We start from the raw sequence: 26,408 nt of genomic DNA on the forward strand, positions 1-26,408 counted from the left end.
TAACCGACTGCTTACACCTCCGGCGGGCGCGCTCCCGCTTCCATCATTCAAAAATGTGACATTTGCGGCTTGTCCAGCTGAAAAAGTCTCGACAACGAGAGATAATGTAGCCATGCACACATACGCCGTAATTTATGAATATGAGCCGCAACTCCTCGCTCTGATCGACAACTGGCGCGCTGCGCACCGCGAATACCTTCGCAAGTTGCACAGGCAGGGCAAGCTATTCACCTCTGGCCACCTACGCGAGGCCAGCCACGCAGGCGCACTTCTAATCATGCGTACTGAAACCGCCCAAGAGGCTCGCGACCTTCTCGAAAAAGACCCGTTCTTTGAGCACGGCCTCGTAACTAACATCATCGTTCGAGAGTGGAAGCCAACCATTGGTGATCTGGCTGAACGCTTCTCTAACGTCTCAGACTTCCCCATCTCAAATCCGTAGAGACCAACGTGAAGTGCGGGGTTGGTTGTCACCGCACCCCGCACTTCTTATTGTCCTAAGGCCTTGTAGCCGCGCGTTAGGCGTACTTATTCAAATGCGCGAGGACGGATTGCAATACCTGCTCGGGCTGTTCTACAGCCGCCAGATGAGCCGCGCCCTCAACGCAGGCCAAGTTCACCTGCTCGTTACCTCCCCCACGGAGCGAAGCAACCAGATCAAGCGCGGCGTCCTTTGGTAGCGTCCCATCAAACTCTGCGCGCACAACCGTAATCGGCTGTTCCAACCCACCAAGGCCAGAGCGATTATCCATATTCGCAATTACCTCACAACACTGGGCATACCCCTCATCGGCGCAATCCAAGAAGGTCTTCCGGGTTCGCTGCACGCCCGGCCCATTCTCCTCGTAGAACGAGGATGTGAACCAGCGCTGGAGCGTAGCCTCCACCAGAGCCTTCGTCCCCTGCTCGCGAACCACGCCAGCACGCTCTGTCCAAGCGTTAGAAGGTAGCAGGACCGGGCCAGAGCACATCATGATCACGCTCTGGATCCGCTGGGGATGATTAATCGCCATCCAAAGCGACATCATGCCGCCTAGCGAAAGTCCCGCAATGTGGAAGCCATCCAAGTGGAGCTCGTCTGCAACCTCCAGGATCCAATCCCCCAGTATTGCGGGAGTCAACTCCCCCTGAATCTGCGGTACTTGAGAGCGGCCATGGCCGGGGAAATCGAAGCGAACCACACGGTACTCGCCAAGGCCGGGCACAACCTCATTCCACATGTTGCGGTCTGATCCCAGTGAAGATCCGAGGAAAATGACCGGCGCGTCGGCCGGTCCAGAAACGTCATAGCTAAGTGTCGTCATATTCCCACGATACTGCGAATGCGGTCCAATGGCGTACCATCATTGCGTGAAGGTCTTACTGCGCTACATTGATCCGTTTATCGTCAGCATCCTTGCCATCCTGGTTATCGGCATCCTCGTTCCGATTCCCGCGCAATGGATTGATGTCCTCACCATTATGGGCACCGTAGCCGTCATGATCCTATTCCTCGTCTACGGCATGCGGCTCCGTACTAGTGAGATCATTGAAGGCCTAAAGAACCTGAAGCTACAAGCCAGTGTGCTTGCCTCCACCTTCCTTGTCTTCCCGATTCTAGGAGCTTTAACCGAACCCCTATTTCGGCCCTGGCTTGGCGCCACCTTTGCCCTTGGCCTGCTTTATCTAACGCTCCTGCCCTCAACCGTGCAAAGCTCAATCTCGTTTACCTCCATCGCCGGAGGCAACGTAGCCGGTGCCGTCTGTGCCGCAACTATCTCCAACATCCTCGGCATGGCAATCACTCCCCTCCTCGTCATGATCATCATGGGCGCATCCACCGGGGTTGGCTGGGGATCAATCGTAGATGTCCTCGTCAAACTACTCATCCCATTCATCATCGGGCAGCTACTTCAACCCAAACTCGGCGGCGTTGTACGAGCCAACAAGTGGCTCACAAAAACCGTTGACCGTGGCACCATCCTCATCGTCGTTGCCTCCTCCGTCGCCGGCGCCACAGCTCGAGGCCTGTGGAGCACGCTCACCTGGGGTGATGCCATTGGCCTCGTCATTGCATCTGGCATTTTGCTGGCCATCATGATGACGGCCTCATGGAAGGCTGGTCACCTGCTCAAGATGAACCGCGGCGATAACATCGCCCTGCTCATGTGCGGATCGAAAAAATCCCTGGCAACCGGCCTGCCCATGGCTGCAATCATCTTTCCGCCCCACATTGTGGCGGCCGTGACCGTTCCCGTCATCGTCTTCCACCAGCTCCAGCTCATGGCCGCCGCGGTAATTGCGAAGCGCCTGGCTGCAAGCACCGAGCAGACGGGCGAGAACACCTGGTAACGTGCGAACACGGCTCGCTTATTACTCGTCTATGTCGCCGACAATGCGCGTAAGATCGCCGAATTTGCGTGAGTAGTTCCGAAATACCAACTCAATCAAGAATGAGCACACCGCCGCTAACACCAGGACACCCAACCACTGGGTTGGCGTGGGCCATGTGAGGGCAAAGAACGTACGCACCGGTTCAATAAGTACTATTGCCACACCTGCGCCAAGCATTGCGAACAGGATAACCGCTCTGTACGCAACTATCGGACGGGACATCACAGACAGCAAGTAGAGCGCTGCCATGAGCACGGCCAACGTGGCTACAGTAGACCCAACCTCTAGTGACTGCGCTGCATAGAACCTCTGCGCTACCAGCGCTGTAACTGCCAAAACTATGCCCGAGGGTATCGCGATATGAAGCGTGCGCTCCAGGAAGCCGGGCCGATACCTGCGGTAATTCGGCGTTAATGACAGGAAGAACGCGGGAATGCCTATTGTTAAACTCGAAATGATAGTTAAGTGACGAGGTAAGAACGGGTACCGCCATGCAAAAATCGCAACCAGTACCGCGAGCAAGGCCGACATCGCCGTTTTGGTGAGGAACAGGGCAGAGACACGCTCCATGTTCGCAATGATGCGGCGACCTTCAGCGACAACGCGAGGCAACTTCGAGAATTTACCGTCCACGAGGACAAGCTTTGCTACTGCTCTCGTTGCGGGCGTTCCTGAACCCATCGCAATGCCGAGGTCCGCATCCTTTAACGCGAGGACATCGTTCACCCCGTCACCCGTCATCGCAACCGTATGTCCACGTGATTGCAATGCTTTTACCATCTTGCGTTTAGTTTCTGGAGTCACGCGTCCAAACACGTCAAACTCGTTGACTGCCTCGACAAAGTCCTCCTCGGCCTGCGGCAAATCGCGCGCGTCCAAGACCTTAACCGGCTCGCCGCGTCTTACACCCACGCGGTTAGCAATCGCAGCTACCGTGCTGGGATTGTCACCCGAAATCACCTTGATCTGAACACCTTGGCGTAAGAAATAAGAGATTGTGTCCGCAGCATCCCCTCTAATCTGCTCTGCCAGAACTACGATCAAAACAGCCTGCAACCGCTTAGGCAGGCTGGGATTATCCTCATCAATATGATCCAAAGGGGAATGGGCTAGGCAAACAACGCGGGCACCCTGCTTTGCGAAGGTCGAAACCTGCTCTAAAGTCTGAGCCGCATTCACCGCGTGGCTTGCCACAATATCGGGCGCACCAAAATACCAAGAACCCGAGTCGGTGACTGCCGCCGACCATTTGCGTGACGAATCAAACGGGACATCCTGCAGTAGCTTCGCCGGTTCAACACCGCTGAGGCCGGCCATAGTGGCTTTCGCGGTCTGGTTCTCCCCGCCCGCAACCATTGCCGCAAGAGCGCTTTGGGCGTCCTCTTCTATCGACTCATCCAGACAAATCACCTGCTGCGGCGCGATTTCTCCCGTAGTGATCGTCCCAGTCTTATCGAGGCAAAGCCGATCCACGCGGGCTAAAACCTCAACCGCACCAAGTTCTTGAATCAGGACGTTACGCTTTGCCAAACCCGCCCCGGCAAGCGCAAAGTTAAGAGACGTGAGCAGTACCAATCCTTGCGGGATCATGCCCACCACACCCGCAACGGCGAGCACCACCGCGTGTTGCCAGGTAGTACCCTCGTCGGAACGCAACTGCGAGGCCACCAGCAGTAGCACAACCGGAAGGATCACCCACGAAATCCACTTCAAAATCGTGTTGATGCTCTGCCCGATCTCAGACTTAACCTTCTTGAACTGCTTAGCCTCTTTAGTGAGCCGATTCGCGTAGGAATCCTCACCTACCTTCGCGGTCTCAAACAAACCCTCGCCCGCAACCACAGCTGTACCTGAAAGTACTGAATCACCATCGCGCTTACGTACGGGCACCGACTCTCCCGTCAGCATTGACTCATCCACACGCAAGCCGTAGCTTTCCAAAACCGTACCGTCAGTTGGCACCTGATCACCGGAGCTCAGTAGCACCAGGTCACCCAAAATCAGCTCGGCCGATGGCACCTGTACCCGCGCACCATCGCGGATCACCCACGACCTCGGGGACTCCAAGATCGCTAAACTATCCAGCACGTACTTTGCGCGGATCTCGGAGTAAATTCCAATCACCGCGTTGGTTACCATCACAATGCCAAACACCGCGTCACGCCAGTTGCCAACCAGTAACACGACCACTACGGCCGTTGTTAAAATCGCGTTGAACAGCGTAAAAAGGTTAGACCGAATGATGACCTTGATGGACCGGGAAGTAGTGTTCTCAACCCAGTTGGTTTTGCCTAGTTGCTTAGCCCGGGCAACATCTTGCGCACTAACTCCCACATGGCCCAAGTAGCGGTCTTTGGTCGCGCCTGTTTCACTCACGGTTAAATCCTAATGGCGAACCCTGATTATTGCCTCGACATTGGTTTTAGGGTGCGAGTTAAGAGTCCGCACGATTATCCGCACGCGTCTTCAACATAGATGCCACCACCGTTATTAGCAGGGTGCCGCCAATAAATCCGAGCGAGGCGGGAATACCGATCTCTGGCACGTTAAACGGCATACCCGAGTTGATGAACGGCAGATTGTTCTCGTGCAGAGCGTGCAAAACCAGCTTCACGCCAATGAATCCCAAAATCGCAGCGAGACCAAAGTGCAGGTAAACCAGACGCTCAAGCAGGCCATCGATCAAGAAGTACAGCTGACGCAATCCTAGTAGCGAGAATGCGTTCGCTGCGAAAACTAGGTACGGCTCTTTAGTAAGACCAAAGATAGCGGGAATCGAGTCGAACGCGAACATGATGTCCGTAGACCCAAGAGCAATGATGACCAGAAGCATCGGCGTCAGATAAGTGCGTCCCGCGTGGCGGTGAAGCATCTTATCCGAAAGGAACCCATCGGTAACTGGGAACACCTTGCGCACCAAACGCACGAATCCAGGCTCCTTGTACTCGTCCTCTTCCTCGTCCCCCTGGACTCCTTCGCGCACCTGCGAGTAGGCCGTGTACAACAACCAAATACCAAAGATGTAGAAGATCCACGCAAACTTTTCGATGATCGCAGCGCCGATCAATATGAATACCAGGCGCAAGACCAGTGCCATCACAATGCCGTAAAGCAGGACCTTTTGCTGATACTTGCGCGGCACTCGAAATGCCGAAATGATCAGCACAAACACGAACAGGTTGTCCAAAGACAGCGACTTTTCAGTGATGTAACCGGCCCAATACTCGCCGGCATACTGCAAATCCCAGAAGAACCAGACTACAAACCCAAAAACTACGCCAAGAAGGACGTAGGCAACCGACCAGACCGCCGCTTCTTTAAGTGTGGGCTCATGCGGGGTGCGGACGTGCCCGACAATATCGACGATAATCAGGGCAAGGATAATAATGGCCAGCATGATCCAGCCAAGAGCATGAACGTGCAATTGAAAACTTTCGGTAGTCCAAACAGGGCTTATCCGAAGGTCTTCTCCACCACCTTAGTGGCCACAACACCGGGTTTTCACCGTGCTGACGATGCTGTGATTGTGGGAGTACTCCCCCTCGACAAGCCCATTCTATCCAAAATCGCTCGCCGCGCCGAGATGCCCGCAGTGGTTCTTCTCACCGCTAGTTTGCATCGCGCATATGGCGAAGCTCCTGCTTAAGTTCCTTCAGTTCATCGCGCAGCCGGGCAGCAACCTCAAACTGGAGATCCTCAGCAGCCAGGTGCATCTGCTTAGTCAGCTCATCAATCAGACCGGCCAGATCGTCCTCTGCGGCAGCCGCCAAACGAGCTCTTGCCGACAGATTCACCTCGCCTGCTCGACGTGAATCCGCAACCGCCTTCCGGTAGCCGCCCTCCAATAGTTCTTCGGTATCAATGTCCTCACGCGCAAGCATATCGGTGACATCCTGGATCTTTTTGCGCAGTGGCTGCGGATCAATGTCGTGTTCCTGGTTGTAAGCAATCTGCTTCTCGCGACGTCGTTCCGTCTCATCAATCGCACGCTTCATCGAATCTGTAATGTTGTCGGCGTACATGTGGACCTCACCGGCAACGTTTCGGGCAGCACGCCCAATCGTTTGGATGAGCGAGGTAGTGGAGCGTAAGAATCCTTCCTTGTCTGCATCCAAAATCGCAACCAGTGAAACCTCGGGCAAATCCAAGCCCTCGCGCAAGAGGTTAATACCGACCAGCACGTCAAACTTGCCTTGGCGTAGTTCGCGCAAAAGCTCTACCCGGCGAAGCGTATCCACATCCGAATGTAGGTATTCCACGCGTACACCGCGAACCGACATGTAATCCGTCAGGTCTTCAGCCATCCGCTTGGTCAAAGTTGTAACAAGCACGCGCTCGCCCCGATCGATGCGCATATTGACCTCTCCAAGCAGGTCATCAATCTGCCCCTCCGTTGGTTTAATAACGATCTTCGGATCCACGAGGCCGGTGGGGCGAATGATCTGCTCAACAACACCCGAAGCTTGGGAGAGCTCATACGGGCCGGGGGTTGCGGACATGTACACGGTTTGGCCGATCCGCTCGAGAAACTCATCCCACTTGAGCGGCCGGTTATCCATTGCCGAGGGCAGACGGAAGCCGTGATCAACAAGCGTGCGCTTGCGGGACATATCCCCCTCGTACATGGCACCAATCTGCGGCACAGTCACATGCGACTCGTCGATAATCAGCACAAAATCATCCGGAAAATAATCCAGCAGCGTATGCGGCGGCGTGCCCGGCCCGCGTCCATCAATGTGACGCGAGTAGTTCTCAATGCCCGCGCACGTGCCAATCTCGCGCATCATTTCCAGGTCGTACGTTGTGCGCATACGCAACCTTTGAGCCTCAAGAAGCTTGTTCTGTCCCTCAAACCACTGAACGCGCTCATCAAGTTCCTCTTCAATGGTTTTAAGGGCGCGCTTCATGCGTTCCTCACCAGCAACGTAGTGTGAGGCTGGGAATAGGTACACGTGATCCGTTTCGCGAATAAGATCACCGGTAAGCGGGTGCAGGTACGCTAGCGCGTCGATCTCGTCCCCAAACATCTCTATACGAATCGCAAGCTCTTCATAAACGGGAATGATCTCAATAGTGTCACCCCGCACGCGAAAAGTGCCGCGCGTAAACGACATGTCATTGCGCGAATACTGCATGTTCACAAATGCGCGCAAAAGGTCATCTCGCGAGACCTCCATGCCAACGCTCAGTTCCACCATGCGTGCAACATATTCTTCAGGCGTACCCAAGCCATATATGCATGAAACCGATGCTACGACAACCGTGTCGCGCCGAGTAAGCAAAGAGTTCGTTGCTGAATGACGCAGCCGCTCGACCTCATCATTAATAGATGAGTCTTTTTCGATGTACGTGTCGGTTTGGGGCACGTACGCTTCCGGCTGGTAGTAGTCGTAGTAGGACACGAAGTACTCAACCGCATTGTTGGGCAGCAAACTACGTAGTTCTGCGGCGAGTTGCGCGGCGAGCGTCTTGTTTGGTGCCATCACCAGCGTGGGGCGCTGGATCTGCTCAATCAGCCACGCGGCTGTAGCCGACTTACCGGTACCCGTGGCGCCGAGCAAGACGATGTCTTTTTCACCAGCGTTGATCCGTTCGGCCAGCTCCTTGATAGCCGTCGGCTGGTCACCCGACGGAGAGAACTCAGAGACAACCTCGAAAGGCGCTTCTTGGCGAACAGCAGTCTGGTTTTCCATATCCTCTAGTCTAAGCTTCACGACCTGCAGTAAGCATTTGGTAGAGTTCGCGGGCCACGAAATCGAGATCTGCCAATGACCCCTCGTTTTCGATGATGATGCTGGCATGTTCGCGCCGCTGCGCATCGCTCATCTGGTTCGCAATCCGTCGTCTGGCGTCCTGCTCGTCCATTCCTCGCATACCCGTCAAACGCGCTACACGGTCCTGCTCATCAGCCACAACGACTGCAACTGCATCAACCATGTGCGTCATATTTGCCTCTATCAAAACAGCTGCGTCATACACCGCAAGGCCGTCTCTTGGCGCCGCCTCTAGGATCTCTAATGCGCACGCGCGGATGAGCGGGTGGGTTATCTCATTCAGATCTGCAAGGGCCTTCTCATCGTGAAAAACAATGCTGGCTAGACTTGCCCGGTTTAACACGCCGTCCGGAGCAACCTCGGATCCGAAACGCTGAATGATGTGCGCTAGACCTTCCGTGCCCGGCCCGGCGATCTCGCGAGCAATCACATCGCCATCAGCAATCGTTGCGCCCATCTCGCGCCAAACGTTCGTGACCGCAGACTTACCCGCCCCAATACCACCCGTAAGTCCGATCCAAAGCGGGCGCGCTTCGTGTGGTTCAGCGCTAGGGACCGAAACAGATTTCATTAACGGCAGTTTGACAAGAGCGCGCGCTCCCCCGCGTTGGATCTCATCCCAAGCCACATAGACCTCCCAGTTCCGAACAGCTTTACACGCCAAACAGGATTGAGCAGTTCGACTATAGCGAGCAATAAGGAGGTGGCCGAGTGGTTTCCCACTCGGCCACCTCCTGAACGTCTAGTTCAAGCGCCTAACGGCAACAAGACTATTAGTTGTTCGTTAGCTTCTCGCGAAGCGCTGCGAGTGCCTCATCAGAAGCAAGGGTGCCTTCCGACTCAACCGGGGTCGAGTAGGATGCCTGATCCTCAATCTTCGGAGCAGCCTCGGCGTCCTCTTCCATCGCACGAGCAACCTGAGCCTTGTGGGACTCCCAACGAGCGTGAGCTTCAGCGTACTGGGACTCCCAAGCAACGCGCTGCTCGTCGTAGCCTTCCATCCACTCCTGGGTCTCCGGATCGAAGCCCTCAGGGTACTTGTAGTTGCCGTTCTCATCGTACTCAGCGGCCATACCGTACAGCGACGGATCGAAGTCCGAAGAGTTCGGATCCACGCCTTCGTTAGCCTGCTTCAGCGACAGCGAGATGCGGCGGCGCTCAAGATCAATGTCGATGATCTTAACGAAGACCTCATCGCCCACCTTCGCGACCTGCTCCGGAGCGTCGATGTGACGCTGCGCGAGCTCGGAAATGTGAACGAGGCCCTCGATACCATCCTCAACGCGAACAAACGCGCCGAACGGAACGAGCTTGGTGACCTTGCCCGGCACAACCTGACCGATAGCGTGGATGCGGGCAAATGCCTGCCACGGATCTTCCTGGGTGGCTTTGAGCGAAAGCGAAACACGCTCGCGGTTCATATCGACGTCGAGAACCTCAACGGTGACCTCGTCGCCAACCTCAACAACCTCAGACGGGTGATCAATGTGCTTCCAAGACAGCTCAGAAACGTGGACGAGACCGTCTACACCGCCAAGATCAACGAACGCACCGAAGTTAACGATCGAGGAAACAACGCCGGAACGAACCTGGCCCTTCTGGAGGGTGTTGAGGAAGTTGGTGCGAACCTCAGACTGGGTCTGCTCTAGCCAAGCGCGGCGGGAAAGAACAACGTTGTTTCGGTTCTTGTCCAGCTCAATGATCTTAGCTTCAAGTTCGCGACCAATGTACGGCTGCAGGTCGCGAACGCGACGCATCTCCACGAGGGAGGCCGGTAGGAAGCCACGCAAACCGATGTCGAGGATGAGGCCGCCCTTGACGACCTCGATGACGGTACCGTTTACAACGCCATCTTCTTCCTTGACCTTCTCGATCGTGCCCCAGGCACGCTCGTACTGGGCACGCTTCTTCGACAGAAGCAAACGGCCTTCCTTGTCTTCCATCTGAAGAACAAGAGCCTCAATCTTGTCGCCAACCTCTACAACGTCGTCAGGATCGACGTCGTGCTTGATCGACAATTCGCGCGAAAGAATAACGCCCTCGGTCTTGTAACCGATATCTAGCAGGACTTCATCGCGGTCAACCTTGACGACAGAGCCTTCGACAATGTCGCCTTCCTTGAAGTACTTGATGGTCTCGTCGATAGCGGCGAGTAGATCCTGTTCGGATCCAATATCGTTGACTGCAACCTGCTCGGGCTGCGGGGTTGAGTTGGTCATAAAGTTTAAATCCCCGAATACGGATAAATAGTAGTGAATACGGACAATTTGGCGCTTATGCGCACAGTTTCAAACTGTAACCACGAAGAGCACCAAAGGCAATGATATCAGTGAAGCTCTGGCCCACACGTAATAAATTCGAGACTATGGGCGTGAGAGTTTGGTCGCATTTTGGGTCAAACACTCATTCGCCCCACATTTTTGGGACTAATGGCCGGCACTGCGCCAGTTATCGCCAATACCCATAGACACGTCCAGGGGCACATCCAAGGCAACCGCGTTAGACATCGCATGCTTCACGAGCTTTTGAATCTCGTCCTTCTCACTGCTCTTAATCTCAAGCACAAGTTCGTCATGCACCTGTAGTAGCACGCGCGAACTCAAACCCGATTCGGCTAGGGCACTATCAAGATGAATCATCGCAACCTTGATGATGTCAGCTGCAGATCCTTGAATTGGTGCGTTGAGCGCAGCGCGCTCGGCCATCTCTCTTCTTTGGCGGTTGGTTGAAGTGAGGTCCGGCAGATAGCGGCGCCTCCCAAACAGAGTGGTGGTATACCCAACCTTGCGAGCGTTCTCCACCAACCCTGCGAGGAAATCCTGTACTCCCCCAAAACGTTCGAAGTACTTATCGCGTAGCTCTCCTGCCTCGGCAACGCTGATACCGAGTTGCTGGGACAGACCATAGGAGGACAGGCCATAAGCTAAGCCGTAGGAAGTTGCCTTGATTCGGCTACGCAGATTCGAATCGACCTCGTCAACAGGCACGTGGAACACCATGGCGGCCATGGTCTTGTGCAGATCCTCACCCGAGTTGAAAGCCTCGATCAATGCCGCGTCTGCAGACATGTGCGCCATGATGCGCATCTCAATCTGTGAATAATCTGCAGTGAGAAGGGCGTCGAAACCATCCGCCGGAACAAATGCCTCGCGAATCCGCAGTCCCTCTTCCGTACGGGCCGGAATGTTTTGCAAGTTCGGCTGGGTTGAGGACAGACGGCCCGTGGCGGCCTTCGTCTGCTCGAATGTGGTGTGAATGCGCCCATCGGACCTCACCGAACCGATCAGGCCGTCAACCGTTTGGCGCAGCTTAATCTTGTCGCGATGCTCAAGCAAGTGTGCAAGGAAGGGATGCTCCGTTTGCAAGAACAGCTTTTCAAGAGCATCCGCGTTTGTGGTGTATCCCGTTTTAGTCTTCTTGGTCTTGGGCATATCCAACTCGTCAAACAGCACCGTCTGCAGCTGCTTGGGACTGGAAAGATTAACCTCGTGTCCGATCACCTCATAAGCGGCATCGGCGGCGCGGCCCACCATGCTGTCAAGCTCATCTGACATCGCCCGCAAAGTGTCCATGTCCGCGCCAATGCCCACGTGCTCCATCTTCCACAACACGTTTTGCACCGGTAGCTCCATTTGCTGGAATAGCTCCCACGCGTCCTGCTTGTTCAACTCGGCCCGCATTGGCTGTTCCAAATCGTACAGAGCTTGCGCAAGGATCACTTTCTGCGAATGATCGGTGAGCAAATACAACTGGCCGTCAGACTCTTCGGCCGCAACAGTGCGGTCCAAATATCGTCGCGCTAGAGCCGGCAGCTCATAGCCTCGCTGGTCGGGGTGCAAAAGATAGGCGGCTAGCTCAGCCTCAAACCAAATATTTCCAAAGTCAATACCTCGCTGGCCAAACAGGTGACGCCACTTTTTTGCCTCGTGAGTGATCACGCGTGCCTTGCTAAACAAAGCTTGGAGTTCATTCGCAGCGGCCTCATCAAGATCAACTGGATCTACAACCAACGCCCTTCCAGGGGTGTACAGCACAAACACTTCGATATCGCTACCAGCCAGGGCCGGCAGCACCGCCAAGAGGTCACCCTCCTCTACCGGTTGTGCCCACGCTTCGATTCCAACCTGCGGATACGTTGATGTTTCAACCTGCACGGCCTCACTTGCCGATGGTGTGGGAGCCTCGTCCTGATCAGCTACATCTACAGCAAAAACTCGGGAGCGAAGCGTTGCGAACTCAAGGGAATCGAAGAGCTCCTCAACCCCATTGCGGTCAAACGGCTTACGTTCTAAATCCGAAAGCTCCACTGCCAAATCGACGTCACGAAGCAGTGCATTTAGGCGGCGATTACGACGCACATCTTCTAAGTGCTCGCGTAGCGCCTCGCCGCGCTTACCGCCGACCTTGTCCGCATTCTTGATCAGCTGATCAAGGCCGCCGAACTTGTTCAACCACTGTGCTGCCGTCTTATCACCCACACCGGGAACGCCCGGCAGGTTGTCAGCCGACTCCCCCACCAGCGCGGCAATCTCCGGATACTGCGCCGGCACTACGCCGTACCGATCCGTCACCGCCTGCGGATCCATCAATCTCAAATCAGACATTGAACGTCCCGGATAAATCACGAACGTAGAATCGGTGACCAACTGGAAGGTATCGCGGTCTCCAGATGCCAAATACGTCTCCATGCCCGCTTCTTCTGCCATTGAAGAAACCGATGCGAGGACGTCATCGGCTTCTACGCCCTCTTTCACAACCACGGGGATGTCTAGCTTCTTAAGCACCTCTTGAATGAGCGGAACCTGGCTCTTAAACTCATCCGGCGTCTTCGCACGCCCCGCCTTATATTCGGGATATTCATCGGAACGGAAAGACTTCTCAGCGGCATCAAAAGCTGCCAACACGTGCGTTGGTTCGTAGTCGGCAAGCATCTTCACAAGCATCGAAACGAAACCGTAAACCGCGTTAGTGTGCTGCCCCGTGCTCGTAATGAAAGATTCCACGGGAAGCGCGTAGAACGCACGAAACGCCATCGAATGGCCATCTAGTACTAGAAGTCGTTTTTCACTCACGCCTTCAAGCCTAGAGCAGAGGGGCACAATTCACAGCACCTACGCTGTTGGCAAGACACAACCGAACGCCTATTACACCCCTCGCTACACGTGCAAGCCAGGAGGAACGTAAGGTGAGAACTAGTTATCTACGAAAGGAACAACGGTGCCTCACTTCGATAAGCAGACCCTCATGGCTCGCACCGAGATGGAAGTTATCAAGCTCTCGTCTACAAACTGCGTGATTCGCATGCCGGTAGATGGCAACAGGCAAACAGCGGGTGTACTGCACGGGGGCGCGAGTGCTGCCTTAGCAGAAACTGCAGGCTCCTTAGCTTCACGTGAACATGCCCGCACTATTGGCGATGATTTCATTGCCGTTGGCGTGGAACTATCCATCCAACATATTCGACCCGCTAAAGCCGGCTACGTTACCGCCGTGGCCACTGCGATCCATTTAGGGCGCACCCGCTGTGTACACCGGGTGGATATAACGGATGAGGGCGGCAGACTAATATCCACCGCCCTGATCTCAAACCAGATCATTAAGAAACCGTGAGGGCTACTCTCCCACCTGATCTACAACCGCGTCAGCAACTTCGCGCATAGAAAGACGCCTATCCATAGACGTCTTTTGAATCCAGCGGAATGCCTCCGGCTCCGTCATCCCTATGCGCTCCATGAGCAATCCCTTAGCGCGGTCAACAACCTTACGCGTTTCAAAACGCTCGGTCAGATCGGCAATCTCATCTTCCATGGCGAGCATCTCAGCCTGCCTCGAAACGGCGATCTCCACAGCAGGAAGCAGGTCCGTAGGCGAGAACGGTTTAACAACGTATGCCATCGCTCCAGCATCACGTGCACGCTCAACTAGCTCGGCCTGCGAAAATGCGGTTAGCATAACCACGGCGCAAGAAAGCTCCTTCAAAATACGCTCAGCTGCGGTAATGCCATCCATCTTCGGCATCTTCACATCAAACACGCAAAGATCCGGTTCCAGCTCAAGTGCCTTCGCAACCGCATCTTCGCCATTATCTGCCTCAGCAACTACGTCGTAGCCAGCACCTTTAAGGGTTTCAACAATATCCAAGCGGATTAGAGCTTCGTCTTCAGCGACAACAACCCTACGCGATTTACGTTCAGTGTCACTCATAATATTCCTAAATTTTGGTCCAACTTAAAACTATGGCTATTCTAGACCTTGGTTCCGTTCAAACGGTAACAATGCCCCGGTGGCCCAACTGGCAGAGGCGGTCGACTCAAAATCGGCATGTTGTGGGTTCGAATCCCACCCGGGGTACTTTTTAATTTCTGATTCTCATGAGGCACGCATTCGTATAGAGAAAATGGGAGCCAGATAGCCACACCTTGTGATCTATCAAGCTCCCGTGAAAACACCTACAGAACCAAATGTTCTAATAGGCGCTGTCTTCCCTCATGCAACCTGGACAAGACTGATGCCAAGGTAATCAGCTGCCTGCTTACGCGTTGCCGGTACGGCCAACGCGTCAATAGCGCGCCTTACCTGCATCGAATCGACATCCTTAAACCATGGGCGCACAGCCTCTGCAATGTTCATCTCGCTAAGGTTGCGGGCCTGACGGCTTGTATGCATGTCGTAAATGCTAAACATCTGCATAGCTATCTCCTTCCTACTATCGGGCCGGATATGCGCAACGGCAGCGCAGGTAATCCAGCCCCACAAAACTGAAATGCTTCATCCGCTAGGCGCCTGGGAAACCGGAGAAACCGGCCTGTAGCAAGTGCGCTACAACGCTTTAGCCATTTGCGGCGAATAATATAGTAAATCATATTAATGCCGGGGATGCAAGTAGCGACCCCGGCATTAATATACGAATCCGAACTGGACTAGATTCCGCCACCAATCGAATAATCGACGTCATCGCCAATCGTATGGATACGAAGCGAGTTAGTAGAACCCGGGGTGCCCGGCGGCATACCAGCCACGATCACCAGCACGTCGCCCACGTCAGCCAACTGCGAAAGCCGCAGGACCTGGTCGACCTGCCACACCATGTCATCCGTATGCTTCACTTCCGGTACTCGATAAGTTTGAATACCCCAGGACAGGGCCAACTGGTTACGCGTGGTTTCAAGCGGGGTGAACGCCAGCATCGGGATCGGCGAACGCAAACGCGACATCTGCCGCGCTGTTGAACCCGACTGGGTGAAGTTCACGAGGAACTTAACATCCAAACGCTCACCAATCTGCGCAGCTGCCTGGGTCAAGACCGAAGAGTTCGCAACGTTAAACGCGCCGATCGGAGCAATACGCTCACCGCCGTTCTCCTCAACGTTTTCAATAATGCGGTCCATTGTGCGAACGGCCTCAATCGGGTAGGCGCCAATCGACGTCTCACCAGAAAGCATTACCGCGTCAGCCCCGTCCAAAATCGCGTTAGCACAGTCAGATGCCTCAGCACGCGTTGGCCTCGGATTCTTAATCATCGAATCCATCACCTGGGTTGCAACAATAGCCGGCTTCGCGCGACGGCGAGCAAGCTCAATCGCACGCTTTTGTACCAGCGGGACCGTCTCGAGCGGCACCTCAACGCCCAAGTCACCACGGGCGACCATGATGCCGTCAAATGCTTCCACGATCTCAAGCAGATGCTCAACGGCCTGCGGCTTCTCAATCTTGGCAATTACCGGGCGGTAAATACCAACCTCTTCCATGACCGCGTGAACATCGTTAATGTCCTTGGCGTCACGCACAAACGACAGGGCAATAAAATCGGCACCAATGTTAAGCGCCCAGCGAAGATCTTCCTCATCCTTTTCCGTCAGTGCGGGCACCGAAACAGCCACACCCGGAAGGTTAATGCCCTTGTTGTTCGAAACATTACCGGGAACCTCAACGCGAGTCTTCACGTCAGTATCAGTTACCTCAATAACACGAACCGCCACGTTGCCGTCGTCGATCAACAGACGATCACCGGGGCGACAGTCACCTGGAAGCCCTGCAAACGTGGTTGACACCAATTCCTTTGTTCCCGGCACGTCGCGAGTGGTGATAGTGAAAGTATCACCCACGTTCAAGTAGTGCGGGCCATCCTCAAAACGCCCCAAGCGGATCTTCGGGCCCTGCAAGTCAACCAGAACGGCGATTGCGCGGCCTGAAGCCCGCGCAGCCTTCCTCACATGCTTAATAACTGCTTCGTGGCCCTCTACGTCGCCATGGCTCCTGTTAATACGAGCCACATCCATGCCGGCATCCACCAAGGCTTGAATCTGATCAGGACTCTCTGTTGCCGGGCCAATAGTGCAAACAATCTTAGCTCTACGCATATAACTACTCTACGTTCTCCTCAGTGCGTTCGGGAGCTTCCACGCGAGTCGATGCTCCCCGTTTACCCGCTATTAAGAATCCAACAATCCCAATAATAATGATTGCGAGTGCCGACCAGGCATTCAAACGCATACCTAAGAAAATCTTCGCGGGATCAATCCGAAGATTCTCAATCCAGAATCTGCCAATCGCGTACAGACTCATATACAGGAAGATCAGCTGACCGCCCTTAAACTTAACCCTCTTATCAAGGGCAATAATGATGAAGGCCATCGAGAGGTTCCAGATAACCTCGTACAAGAACGTCGGGTGGAACAACGTACCAGACGCATACCCAGCGGGCAGATGCCGATCATCAATCTCCAAACCCCACGGGAGCGTCGTAGCCTTGCCAAATAGCTCCTGGTTAAACCAGTTACCAAACCGCCCCATTGCCTGTGCAATAAGTAACGTAGGCGCCACCGCATCCGCAAACGGTCCCATACGCTGGCCGGCGCGATGAAGAGCAATTGCAGAACCGATTACGCCGCCAATAACGGCGCCCATGATCGCTATTCCGCCTTCCCAAATCCGGAAAATCTCCAACCACTGCCCATTCGGACCAAAATACTTGTACGGCGAAGTAATCACGTGATATAGCCGAGCACCCACAATCCCAAACGGGATTGCCCACAGGGCCACGTCGTAAACCAGTTCTGGATTCCCACCGCGTTCCTCGTAACGCTTCTTGGTTAGCAAAACCGCTACCACCATCGCGCAGGCGATAATAATTCCATACGCGCGAAGAGGAACCGGCCCCAAATACCAAACGCCCTGAGGCGGTGATGGTATTGAAACCGGGAGCAGGGAAATAACACTCATGGATACAAGTTTATCCAGAACCTACTGCGATACGTAGTTGAGAAACTCAGTGCGCTTGGTAAAGCAGGGCCTGACGCTCGTGAATCCCCTGCTGAATGCGCTTTTTGCGATCTGCAAGTAGCGCCGGGTGTTGAGCTGCCGAAACCATTTCGGCCACCAAAGCGCGCGGGTCACTAGCTGAAACTAAAGACTTTCCAACCAGGACCGAATCTGCTCCTGCCCTCGCATACACGAACACATCCCGCGGATCACGAACGCCAGACTGAGCAACCGCTATCACATCGGAGGGGATCACATCAACGATCTCATCAAAATTCGAGCGGTCAATCTTCAGATTATGCAGATTGCGCGCATTCACTCCAATCGCCTTCGCACCCGCATCCAGGGCCCGTACCGCCTCAACCCGCGAATCTACTTCCACCAGGGCAGACATTCCCAAAGACTCGATGCGCTCTATGAATCCTCGCAAATGAGGCTGATCCAATAGGGCCGCGAAAAGGAGCACCATGTCGGCACCGTAGGCCCGAGACTCGTGAATCTGATACGGCGAAATAATGTAATCTTTGCGCAGTATCGGCAGGTCAATCGCGCGCCTTACAGCCTGCAAATCTGCCAACGAACCATCGAAATGACGGTTCTCTGTGACGCAAGCAACCATGGTTGCTCCCCCATCAACATACTGGCGCGCCAATGCACCAGCATCCGGGATCGGAGCAATATAACCATCGCGTAAATTACGACGCTTGATCTCCGCCATAATCGTTACCGCGCCAGGACCTCTGAGGGCACCAAGAGCATCACGTGGCGATGGGGCTTTCAACGCGCGCCGCTTCATCTCATCCAAACTGACGCGCTGCTCGCGATGGGCAAGCTCTGCCCGCACATCCGCAAGCACAGAGTTCAGGACGCTCATGGTCTCCTCCTTCCCATCAAGAGTGTCGCAAACCGTGGCGCCGATCACCAAATCCGTTTACTTAGGCAGACACCGACTTGACTACAAAAGCGGACAGGACCGAAGCCCTGTCCGCTTTTGCTTAAACGTGAGTTCTAACCCTGGATGGCCGGTAAGGTGCCTCCCTCAAGGAAGCATGATCGCTTACCCGTATGGCACGCGGCGCCCACTTGATCGACCTCCACCAAGAGGGCGTCACCATCGCAATCAATACTCACGCGCTTTACAAACTGCAAATGCCCAGAGGTGTCTCCCTTGCGCCAGTACTCGCCCCTAGAGCGCGACCAGAACGTAACCCGCCCCTCCGTCAATGTACGGTGCAAAGCCTCGTCGTTCATCCACCCGACCATGAGGACTTCCCGGGTATCAAACTGCTGAATAACCGCGGCAAATAAACCGTTCTCGTCTCGTTTCAATCTTGCTTTGATAGCAGGATCGAGCTGCGATTGCGATGGTGCCTTCACTTGTCTCTAGAACTTTCCTGAAACTTTGAAACCGGCATCGGCCAAGGCGCTCTTTACCTGCGCGATCGAGACCTTGCCGAAGTGGAACACCGACGCTGCAAGCACCGCGTTAGCGCCTGCGCGTGCAGCCTCCACGAAGTGCTCCACTTCGCCTGCACCACCGGAAGCGGTGATCGGCACGTCCACGGCCTGGCGAATCGCGCGTAGCAAATCCAGATCAAACCCGGTCTGTACCCCGTCTGCATCCATTGAAGTCAGAAGAATCTCCCCAACACCACGAGCTGCGGCATCCTTCGCCCAACCCACAGCATCGATTCCGGTGGACTTTGAACCACCGTGCGTAGTTACCTCATAACCAGACGGGGTAGAAACACCGTCTGCGCAGCGGCGCGCATCCAAAGCCATAATGACCTTCTCGGTGCCAAAACGCTGAGCCAGCTCATCCAATACATCCGGACGATCAATCGCTGCAGAATTGACCGAAACCTTATCTACTCCCGCATTGAACAGACGCTGAGCGTCCTCCACATTGCGAATACCCCCACCCACAGCGAATGGGATTGAAACAAGACCCGCAACTTTGGCAACTAAATCGACCATAGTGTCACGGCCCTCAGTTGTAGCCGAAATGTCAAGGAACGTAAGCTCATCGGCGCCCGCATCAACATACGCGGACGCAAGCTGCGCGGGGTCACCAGCGTCCTTCAGATGAACGAAGTTAACGCCCTTCACCACGCGCCCGTTCTTAACATCCAGACAAGGAATAACTTTAATGAAGTCGTTCATGAGGTGACCTCCTCTGATTCGGTAGTTGACGGCGTCAGTGTACCGCCTTCACGCTGCGCCGCGATAATGTCGACGACCATAGTTACAGCACCGTCACCCAACGCCATCTCGGATGGAATCGTCAGAGCAAGACGCGAGCCCACCCGCTGATCGGTTAGTGCGACCCGCACCCCGGGCATGGCTTCGGCTAAATTAATGGCTTTTGGGATGCCTTTCCACCAGGTTGAATCTTGAACCACAGAATCGGTCCAGTTAGCACGCACAAATTGAACCAAAACACTGTCCGTATTTTTAACCTGAATTCCGTCGCCGCGTACCAGCATTTGGACATTCAAATCATCCGGCGGATCACCCGGATCGTGTGAGATGTTCGGACCGGTATCGGTCATTGTCACCTTGAGAGGACCGCCCTGTTCCTCCACCGCTTCACCGGACGCGGCCGAATGGAGCACATCCACCACATTCACTTCCGTTCCCAGCTCACCGCCGCGTGAAACGGGCCGGACAAAAAGTACTCGTGAGCCCTCGGGCTTGCCCAAAACGCCAGCCAAGAGTGCCTCGTCGAAAGAATCTGGCGAAGCCAGTCCAACCTGGACCGATGGGTGGCTCGATTCATCCACCGCTCTTCCCGTTGCACCATCAAATGACCAGATCGCGACGATAAGCGGTGAATCAGCAGTGATTTCCCGTCCCGATCCCTGTTCCAACAGCTCTACCTTTTCCGAAGAGACCGATACTGAACCGGATATAGAAAGAGTTGGGATGCGCCCAACCGTTCCCGACACCTGAATCTTGTCGCGCCACGTCTGTGCGGGCTGAGAGTCTTCATCGGTCCGGTAATGCTGCACGATGAAAATGGTTAACGCGATCACTAGCAGAACAAAAACGCCCAGTGCCTCACGCCAATAACGCAAGATGCGCCGATGTAGCTTATTGCGCTGCTGCATACGGGACGGTAGATGCTTCGAAGGTTTTGCTTTTTCAGCTTGGTCTTTACTCATGCGAAACTCGCTAACCCGGTGTCCTGCTCGGCGATCAACTCCAAAATCCTATCCGCGTCCCTATCGGCAACCGCGAACGGATCGGATAAAACCACGTGAGGTGCGCGGTGGTCATCCAAGCGCAAGTGAAGCCAGTCCGCCCCAAGCTGTCGTTTAGCGTCCTCGGCGGCCGCAATCACCCGGCCGCGAATGTGTGCGCGTGTAGTTTTGGGAGCAACCGACATCGCTTTTCGCACTTCGCTGGGATCGGTAAGACGAACCATCTGACCCGATTCCTCCAACCGCCTGCGAAAATCCGCTGTGATGTCGTGGTAAGCAAGCTCTAGCCGAGCCACTCGTAGATCATCCAGGCCACAGTTGGAACGCTCAACAAACCTGGTGAATAGGCGCTCCTTTATGGCCCAATCCAGTTCCGTTGCTACGCTGCTGTGATCGCCTGACTCCACTGCATCGAGCGCGCGATCCCACAGGTCCAGCATTCGCAAAGTAAGCGGGGAGGCATCCGCCGTATCAACCACCGCAAGGGCCCTGCGCTTCAGTTCCCGCTGAAGCCGGGCCACACTCATCCTTGTTCCGTCAACCAGCTCCACCTCAATATTCGAGCCCAGCTGGAAGTCAATCTGACTGATCACCTTCATCGGATCTTTGAGCGCTAAATCGGCGATACGCGCGCCCGCCTCAACCGCGGACAAAATGAGGTGGGTCATCACTACTTTTACCGCGGTTGAACACTCCGCAACATTCGTATCACCCACGATCACGTGCATTCTGCGGTATTCGCCGGGGTTAGCAAGTGGCTCGTCTCGCGTATTAATAATCGGGCGAGAATTAGTAGTAGCTGCAGAAACCGGGTCATCCATAAACCGCGCACGCGGTGAATACCCTAGCCGCGGCACTCCATCTCGATGCGCGTGACCCGCACCCGTCACAATCTGCCTCGTCACAAAAAACGACACCAATGCATCGGCCACATCCCTAAAGTTGCGATTACGGCGAAGCAGATAATTCTCATGGCATCCAAACGAGTTGCCAGCGGCGTCCTCATTCGTGGAAAACAAATGAATGCGTCCACCCCTCCCCCGCTGCTCAAGAACCCCGTTTGCTACATCGGCAAACTCGGCGAACAGGGATTCACCCGCGCGCACCTGCAAAAGTAGGTCTTCAACCCGGTCGCACTCCGCCGTGGCGAACTCCGGATGCGCGCCCACATCCAAATACAGCCTGCCTCCATTGCGCCAAAACACATTTGTTGACCGCCCCGCCTTAATCAGCGGTTCAAACAGGAGATGCGCGGCCTCCTCGGCAGACAGCGGAGCATCACCGCTTCCCGTTGGAGCGCAGGTAATACCGTATTCGGTTTCGATCCCAAAAATTCTACGATTCAAAACAGCTCCAGCCGACCCGGCCTACTCGCCACCTTTTTGTACAAAACCCTGCACGAACTTCTGCGCATCCGTTTCCAAAACCGAATCGATCTCATCCAAAAGGTCATCAATGCTAGTGCCCCGAGCCTGCACCTGACCAGCCTCCTGAATCTCATCCTCATTATTGCCGCCCGCTGGCGCGAACTTCTGTGCCATGATTACTCCTTCCCACCATCAAATAAACTAATAAAAGCCCGCGCGCCCTCATGTAACGCACGGATAAAATCCTCACCGCCAGCCTGATTTGGATCTGGCAACGGGATCCGTACCAAACGATCCTGGCCTGCCTGATCTACCACCAGTGACGTCCACGAAGCCTTCACAACCTCTGGAATCAAACTAATCGCTTTGCCGCGAACCCAAGCGCGCGTATTACACGGAGGCTCAACCAAAGCACGCGCTACGTCATGAGGGGAAAATAGCCGTCGTACGCGGCCCGCCCGATCCAAAGCAGCCACCAGCGACCTTCCCGGCCGCAAATCCGCCCACTGTAAATCCATCGCGCGAAGGCGCGGATCGTCCCACGTGGTGCCTAAGCGTTCCATCTGTCGTTCAAACAAGAGGTACTTCGCAACCCACTCAACGTCAGTAGCTACACTTTCCAAATCCGTTTCCAGGCCATCCAGAACGCGTTCCCATTCCCTGCAAATGGCCTCGTCGCCCTCATCTAGCTGAAGATGAGAGCGCACGAAATCTAAATACTTGCGTTGCAACTGTGGCGCAGTCACCGCCTCGCCCGACTTCAAACGAATCAACCGGGTCATCGAAACATCGTGAGAAACATCCCACGCTGTCTGCACGTCATCTTGATCCAGTGCAAGCGAATCGATGGTGAGGTCAAGATCGCCCTCGAGTGCGCGCAAAACCAACGACGTAGTGCCCAGGCGCAAATACGTTGAAACGTCGAACTGATTCGCGTCTCCATTAATGACGTGGAAACGACGGAACTCGTGATGATCTGCGTGCGGCTCATCGCGAGTATTCACAATCGGACGGTTGAACGTGGTCTCAAGACCAACCGAATTCTCAACAAAATCTGCACGGGCAGAAATCTGGAAACCAGGCTTTTGTGAATGCTGGCCCAGGCCCACGCGTCCCGCTCCGCAAATCACCGGGCGCGTCACCAAGAAAGGAATCATGGCGCGCGTAATGTCATCAAAATCGACATCGCGGCTCACCTGATAGTTCTCATGAGTGCCGTATGCCGCGCCCTTGCCATCCGTGTTGTTCTTATACAAAACCAGGTCCGTACCCGCCTGCGCGCACACCTCCATCACGCGAATTGCCAGTAGGTCACCCGCCCTGTCATACAGCACCGCATCCAACGCAGAGGCAGTTTCTGGACTCGAATACTCCGGGTGCGCATGATCCACATAAAACCGCGCGCCGTTTGAGAGCACCACGGAAGTTGCACGCTGCATAAAGCGTTCATACTCGCCCGGACGATCCTCAAAGCTCACGCCTGCCGGCGGCGCTAACCGGTAGGGATCGTCCGTAAGCATCGAAGGGTGCGCCGCCGCCCTCTCCAATCGGTATCCGCGCGCATCATTTAGCGGATCCTCACCGGAATAATCCCAACGCACCACCTCGCCAATAGATATCGAAGCGGCGTATTCCTCAACAGCAGTAGCTGAAAGCACCACCGGATTAGCGCCCGGATCATTCGCATCCGTTATCCCAAACTCGGTTTCTGTACCTAAAACCCGGTTAGTCATTCGCTACCTCCCTCGCTTGAAGCGAACGCACCGCAACCACGTCATCACCACGCAAGCCTGTAATTCTCGCCCACTCTCGCGGCGTGGTCGTTGCCGCCAAATCCGTGGTCTCCATCAGCTCTTCCGCGAATGCTCGCTGCAGGTGCTCTGGCGTGAGCCCCGGGCGTCCGTGTATCGCGTCCTTAACGGCAAACTTTTTTGCGCGCTCAACTACAGATGCAATCATCGCGCCAGATACCAGATCTGAAGCGTAAACGACCCTTGACTCCCCATTAGCAAGGGAAAGCTTAAACAGAGCCGTCTGTCCACTATTCTCATAGAGCGCATCTACCAGTTGTTCCGTCAAATGCTGAGTTGTCTCTTCTCTCGAACCGAACCGGCTGAGCGTGGACTTTGAATAAGGCAGATCCGGAACCAAATACTTTGCAAACACGTCGAGCGCTCCGGCGCGATTGGGACGATCAATCCGGATGCGAACATCCAACCTACCGGGACGCAACACCGCGGGATCAATCATGTCCTCACGGTTCGACGCGCCAATAACAATGACGTTATCGAGTGCCTCCAAGCCATCCATCTCCGCCAAGAGTTGCGGCACAATCATCGTCTCAACATCGGATGATACTCCCGAGCCACGCGTGCGGAACAGCGCCTCCATCTCGTCAAAGAAAATCACCACCGGAACATCCTCAGAAGCGAGCTGGCGGGCCCGACCAAAAATCGCACGAATATGGCGTTCGGTTTCACCCACGTACTTGTTTAGAACCTCGGGACCCTTAATCGAGAGGAAGTACGGCTGGCCACCAGCCCCTGCTAAGGAGCTTGCCACTGCCTTCGCAATCAGCGTTTTACCGCATCCGGGAGGGCCGTACAAAAGAACACCTTTGGGGGCGCGCAGACCGTATTCGCGATACAAATCCGGATTTTTAAACGGCAATTCGACGGCGTCACGAACTTTCAAGATCTGTTCATCAAGGCCGCCGATATCGTCGTAGGTAACGCCCGGAATCTCGGGTTGCAACAACTGCTCCACATCGGAGCGCACAACCTTTTCCAACGCCATGTGAGCCTTCGTATCAACGAGTAACGAATCACCTGGCCGGACTCCCCCGTGTCGCAAAGAACCGGCAAGCAACACCATCTGAAGTACGCCCGCATCGGCGCTGACCAGCGCCCTATCCGCCCCCACTAGCTGTACCACCGAAGTCATCTGCCCTACCCGAGCGGTGGACAGCGGCGCGGACACGATCATGTTCTCACTCACCCGAACGCTCTGCCCCACCCGCAGACCAAGTAGATCGACAGAGCTTGCAACCGACAACCACATTATTCTGCCGCCGAGGGAGACTTCGGCCTCGCGCGCCTGAGAATCGATCGACAACACTGTGCCCACCTGCGCAGGTGGTTTACTAACCGCCTCGATCTGGGCGCGCATCGAAGCAATCTCTTCGCGCGCAACCATGAGAGTGCCCTTGAGTCGTTCATTAGCGCTGCGCAGCTCGGTGATTTCGACCTTCAAATCCTCAGGTGAATACGACACTAAACGTTTTCTCCATCCTCATCGTGAGCCAGCCAAACCCTCGTTTTCCCCGCCACATCTCGAATAGAGCGACGCACCTTTTTTGGCGAAACAACGGGGTTTAACTCGCCGTTTTCTTCCCACGCAGTCTCTTCGTCCCACTGTCCCGCCAGACCCTCGGCAGCCTTAGCCGGGCGTCCAGCGCGGCGCTGCGGAACTGAAGCACGTTCCACCTTACGGGTGGTCATCAAGAACCCGGTGTGTGCCACCATGCGATGTTCTGGCCGCACCGCCAACCCATCCAAATGCCAATCACGGATTGCAGACTCCCACGCCTGCGGCCTGGTAAACCTTCCAAAAGTATTTAAATCCTCGCGCATTCGAGACAATTGCGTCACCGTAGCCACATACACGGTCAATACGCCACCAGGAGCCAGAACGTGTTCCACCGCCTCAATGCATTCCCACGGGGCCAACATGTCAAGCACCACGCGATCCGTTGACTCCGCGGGTAAACTCATCGCAACATCAGCGAAATCACCAACCGAAACCTGCCACGCAGGATGGCGTCCGCCGAACCAAAGATCCACATTGCCCTGCGCTATCTTCGCGAAATCCTCCCGCCGTTCAATCGAATGCAACGAGCCTGTAGATCCCACCGCTTGAAGCAGCGACATTGAAAGAGCACCAGATCCAACTCCTGCCTCCAGCACGCGAGCACCGGGGAAGATATCGCCAAACGCAACGATCTGCGCCGCGTCTTTGGGGTACACAATGGCTGCGCCGCGAGGCATGGACATTACGTAGTCGGCCAGAAGAGGGCGCACGACCTGGAACTCACGATCCCCGTCATACATGGTCACAGCTTCCGGTTGACCAATGATGTCGTCGTGGTGCAACGAACCGCGTGAGGTCTGGAAATAGCCGCCAGGGGTCAGCATCACCGTATGCAACCGACCCTTTGGGTCTGTAATCTGAACAAATTCGCCCGCCTGTAGCGGACCACGGCGAGACGCCATGCCCATCGGGTGGGTCACTTGGCTTGGAATCGGATACTCAAGGGAAGAAGTCACATGGACAGTCTAGTTGGCGCAGGCGACCATCTTCGAGTTCACTCCCTTTTGCTCCGCCCCCTGGCGACACCACAAACATTGTCTTCCCATCGCGATACGGTAGAC

The 26,408-nt window shown here is 55.1% G+C and carries 23 protein-coding genes and 1 tRNA gene; 4 read left to right on the forward strand and 20 right to left on the reverse strand.

The window, feature by feature from the left end:
• Positions 1-112 precede the first annotated feature (112 nt).
• A complete protein-coding gene (locus HMPREF1628_RS03240; protein WP_052038826.1) occupies positions 113-442 on the forward strand; it encodes a YciI family protein in 330 nt (109 codons plus the stop codon).
• Between the two features lie 76 nt (positions 443-518).
• Here HMPREF1628_RS03240 and HMPREF1628_RS03245 read toward each other — a convergent pair whose 3' ends face one another.
• The gene (locus tag HMPREF1628_RS03245) at positions 519-1,304 is read right to left on the reverse strand and encodes an alpha/beta fold hydrolase (protein ID WP_034507781.1); all 786 of its coding nucleotides are present in this window, start codon (positions 1,302-1,304) and stop codon (positions 519-521) included.
• A 46-nt stretch (positions 1,305-1,350) separates the two neighbouring features.
• Between HMPREF1628_RS03245 and HMPREF1628_RS03250 the strand changes: the two genes are divergently transcribed.
• A complete protein-coding gene (locus HMPREF1628_RS03250) occupies positions 1,351-2,331 on the forward strand; it encodes a bile acid:sodium symporter family protein (RefSeq protein WP_034507926.1) in 981 nt (326 codons plus the stop codon).
• Between the two features lie 21 nt (positions 2,332-2,352).
• On the opposite strand, the gene HMPREF1628_RS03255 is transcribed toward HMPREF1628_RS03250, so the two are convergent.
• From HMPREF1628_RS03255 to polA, 6 genes are all read right to left on the reverse strand, one after another.
• Positions 2,353-4,749 (reverse strand): cation-translocating P-type ATPase, encoded by a 2,397-nt coding sequence (locus tag HMPREF1628_RS03255; protein WP_052038828.1) that lies wholly within the window; start codon positions 4,747-4,749, stop codon positions 2,353-2,355.
• Positions 4,750-4,807: 58 nt separating this feature from the next.
• Complete coding sequence (locus HMPREF1628_RS03260) at positions 4,808-5,797, reverse strand: TerC family protein (protein ID WP_034507784.1); 990 nt, start codon at positions 5,795-5,797, stop codon at positions 4,808-4,810.
• A 184-nt stretch (positions 5,798-5,981) separates the two neighbouring features.
• The gene (gene uvrB / locus HMPREF1628_RS03265; protein ID WP_034507787.1) at positions 5,982-8,066 is read right to left on the reverse strand and encodes an excinuclease ABC subunit UvrB; all 2,085 of its coding nucleotides are present in this window, start codon (positions 8,064-8,066) and stop codon (positions 5,982-5,984) included.
• 10 nt (positions 8,067-8,076) lie between these two features.
• The gene (gene coaE / locus HMPREF1628_RS03270; protein ID WP_232219368.1) at positions 8,077-8,775 is read right to left on the reverse strand and encodes a dephospho-CoA kinase; all 699 of its coding nucleotides are present in this window, start codon (positions 8,773-8,775) and stop codon (positions 8,077-8,079) included.
• A 145-nt stretch (positions 8,776-8,920) separates the two neighbouring features.
• A complete protein-coding gene (gene rpsA / locus HMPREF1628_RS03275) occupies positions 8,921-10,366 on the reverse strand; it encodes a 30S ribosomal protein S1 (protein WP_034507790.1) in 1,446 nt (481 codons plus the stop codon).
• Between the two features lie 207 nt (positions 10,367-10,573).
• On the reverse strand, positions 10,574-13,219 hold the full coding sequence (gene polA, locus HMPREF1628_RS03280; protein WP_034507793.1) for a DNA polymerase I: 2,646 nt from the start codon (positions 13,217-13,219) through the stop codon (positions 10,574-10,576).
• Between the two features lie 145 nt (positions 13,220-13,364).
• Here polA and HMPREF1628_RS03285 point away from each other — a divergent pair, with 145 nt between their 5' ends.
• Positions 13,365-13,757 (forward strand): PaaI family thioesterase, encoded by a 393-nt coding sequence (locus tag HMPREF1628_RS03285; RefSeq protein ID WP_084703185.1) that lies wholly within the window; start codon positions 13,365-13,367, stop codon positions 13,755-13,757.
• A gap of 3 nt (positions 13,758-13,760) precedes the next feature.
• Here HMPREF1628_RS03285 and HMPREF1628_RS03290 read toward each other — a convergent pair whose 3' ends face one another.
• Complete coding sequence (locus tag HMPREF1628_RS03290) at positions 13,761-14,351, reverse strand: ANTAR domain-containing response regulator (protein WP_034507795.1); 591 nt, start codon at positions 14,349-14,351, stop codon at positions 13,761-13,763.
• Between the two features lie 73 nt (positions 14,352-14,424).
• Between HMPREF1628_RS03290 and HMPREF1628_RS03295 the strand changes: the two genes are divergently transcribed.
• Positions 14,425-14,498: transfer RNA gene (locus tag HMPREF1628_RS03295), tRNA-Leu, on the forward strand.
• Between the two features lie 135 nt (positions 14,499-14,633).
• Here the strand turns inward: HMPREF1628_RS03295 and HMPREF1628_RS03300 are convergent.
• The 12 genes from HMPREF1628_RS03300 to HMPREF1628_RS03355 form a co-directional block, all read right to left on the reverse strand.
• Positions 14,634-14,837 (reverse strand): hypothetical protein, encoded by a 204-nt coding sequence (locus HMPREF1628_RS03300; RefSeq protein ID WP_034507798.1) that lies wholly within the window; start codon positions 14,835-14,837, stop codon positions 14,634-14,636.
• A gap of 230 nt (positions 14,838-15,067) precedes the next feature.
• Complete coding sequence (gene pyk / locus HMPREF1628_RS03305) at positions 15,068-16,507, reverse strand: pyruvate kinase (protein ID WP_034507801.1); 1,440 nt, start codon at positions 16,505-16,507, stop codon at positions 15,068-15,070.
• A 4-nt stretch (positions 16,508-16,511) separates the two neighbouring features.
• Positions 16,512-17,369: a prolipoprotein diacylglyceryl transferase gene (lgt, locus tag HMPREF1628_RS03310; RefSeq protein ID WP_034507803.1), complete on the reverse strand. Its 858-nt coding sequence runs from the start codon at positions 17,367-17,369 to the stop codon at positions 16,512-16,514.
• A gap of 46 nt (positions 17,370-17,415) precedes the next feature.
• Entirely contained in the window at positions 17,416-18,282 is an 867-nt protein-coding gene (gene trpC / locus HMPREF1628_RS03315; RefSeq protein WP_034507806.1) for an indole-3-glycerol phosphate synthase TrpC, read from the reverse strand.
• 134 nt (positions 18,283-18,416) lie between these two features.
• Positions 18,417-18,785 carry a phosphoribosyl-AMP cyclohydrolase gene (gene hisI / locus HMPREF1628_RS03320; RefSeq protein ID WP_034507808.1) on the reverse strand — a complete coding sequence of 123 codons (369 nt, stop codon included), beginning with the start codon at positions 18,783-18,785 and terminating at the stop codon, positions 18,417-18,419.
• 6 nt (positions 18,786-18,791) lie between these two features.
• Positions 18,792-19,571 (reverse strand): imidazole glycerol phosphate synthase subunit HisF, encoded by a 780-nt coding sequence (hisF, locus tag HMPREF1628_RS03325; protein WP_034507810.1) that lies wholly within the window; start codon positions 19,569-19,571, stop codon positions 18,792-18,794.
• Entirely contained in the window at positions 19,568-20,572 is a 1,005-nt protein-coding gene (locus HMPREF1628_RS03330; RefSeq protein WP_052038830.1) for an FKBP-type peptidyl-prolyl cis-trans isomerase, read from the reverse strand. The genes hisF and HMPREF1628_RS03330 overlap by 4 nt, the downstream gene beginning before the upstream one ends.
• Positions 20,569-21,957, reverse strand: coding sequence for a proteasome accessory factor PafA2 family protein (locus HMPREF1628_RS03335; RefSeq protein WP_034507813.1), 1,389 nt, complete (start codon positions 21,955-21,957; stop codon positions 20,569-20,571). Before HMPREF1628_RS03335 ends, HMPREF1628_RS03330 begins: the two co-directional genes overlap by 4 nt.
• Positions 21,958-21,978: 21 nt before the next feature.
• The gene (locus tag HMPREF1628_RS03340) at positions 21,979-22,152 is read right to left on the reverse strand and encodes a ubiquitin-like protein Pup (RefSeq protein ID WP_034507815.1); all 174 of its coding nucleotides are present in this window, start codon (positions 22,150-22,152) and stop codon (positions 21,979-21,981) included.
• A gap of 2 nt (positions 22,153-22,154) precedes the next feature.
• Positions 22,155-23,711, reverse strand: a complete 1,557-nt coding sequence (gene dop, locus HMPREF1628_RS03345; RefSeq protein ID WP_034507817.1) for a depupylase/deamidase Dop — start codon at positions 23,709-23,711, stop codon at positions 22,155-22,157.
• A complete protein-coding gene (gene arc, locus HMPREF1628_RS03350) occupies positions 23,704-25,251 on the reverse strand; it encodes a proteasome ATPase (protein ID WP_052038831.1) in 1,548 nt (515 codons plus the stop codon). Before arc ends, dop begins: the two co-directional genes overlap by 8 nt.
• Positions 25,251-26,255, reverse strand: a complete 1,005-nt coding sequence (locus HMPREF1628_RS03355) for a tRNA (adenine-N1)-methyltransferase (RefSeq protein WP_034507820.1) — start codon at positions 26,253-26,255, stop codon at positions 25,251-25,253. The genes arc and HMPREF1628_RS03355 overlap by 1 nt, the downstream gene beginning before the upstream one ends.
• Positions 26,256-26,408: the final 153 nt, after the last annotated feature.

This window comes from Actinomyces sp. S4-C9 (assembly GCF_000758775.1).
Classification (GTDB): Bacteria; Actinomycetota; Actinomycetes; order Actinomycetales; family Actinomycetaceae; genus Gleimia; species Gleimia europaea.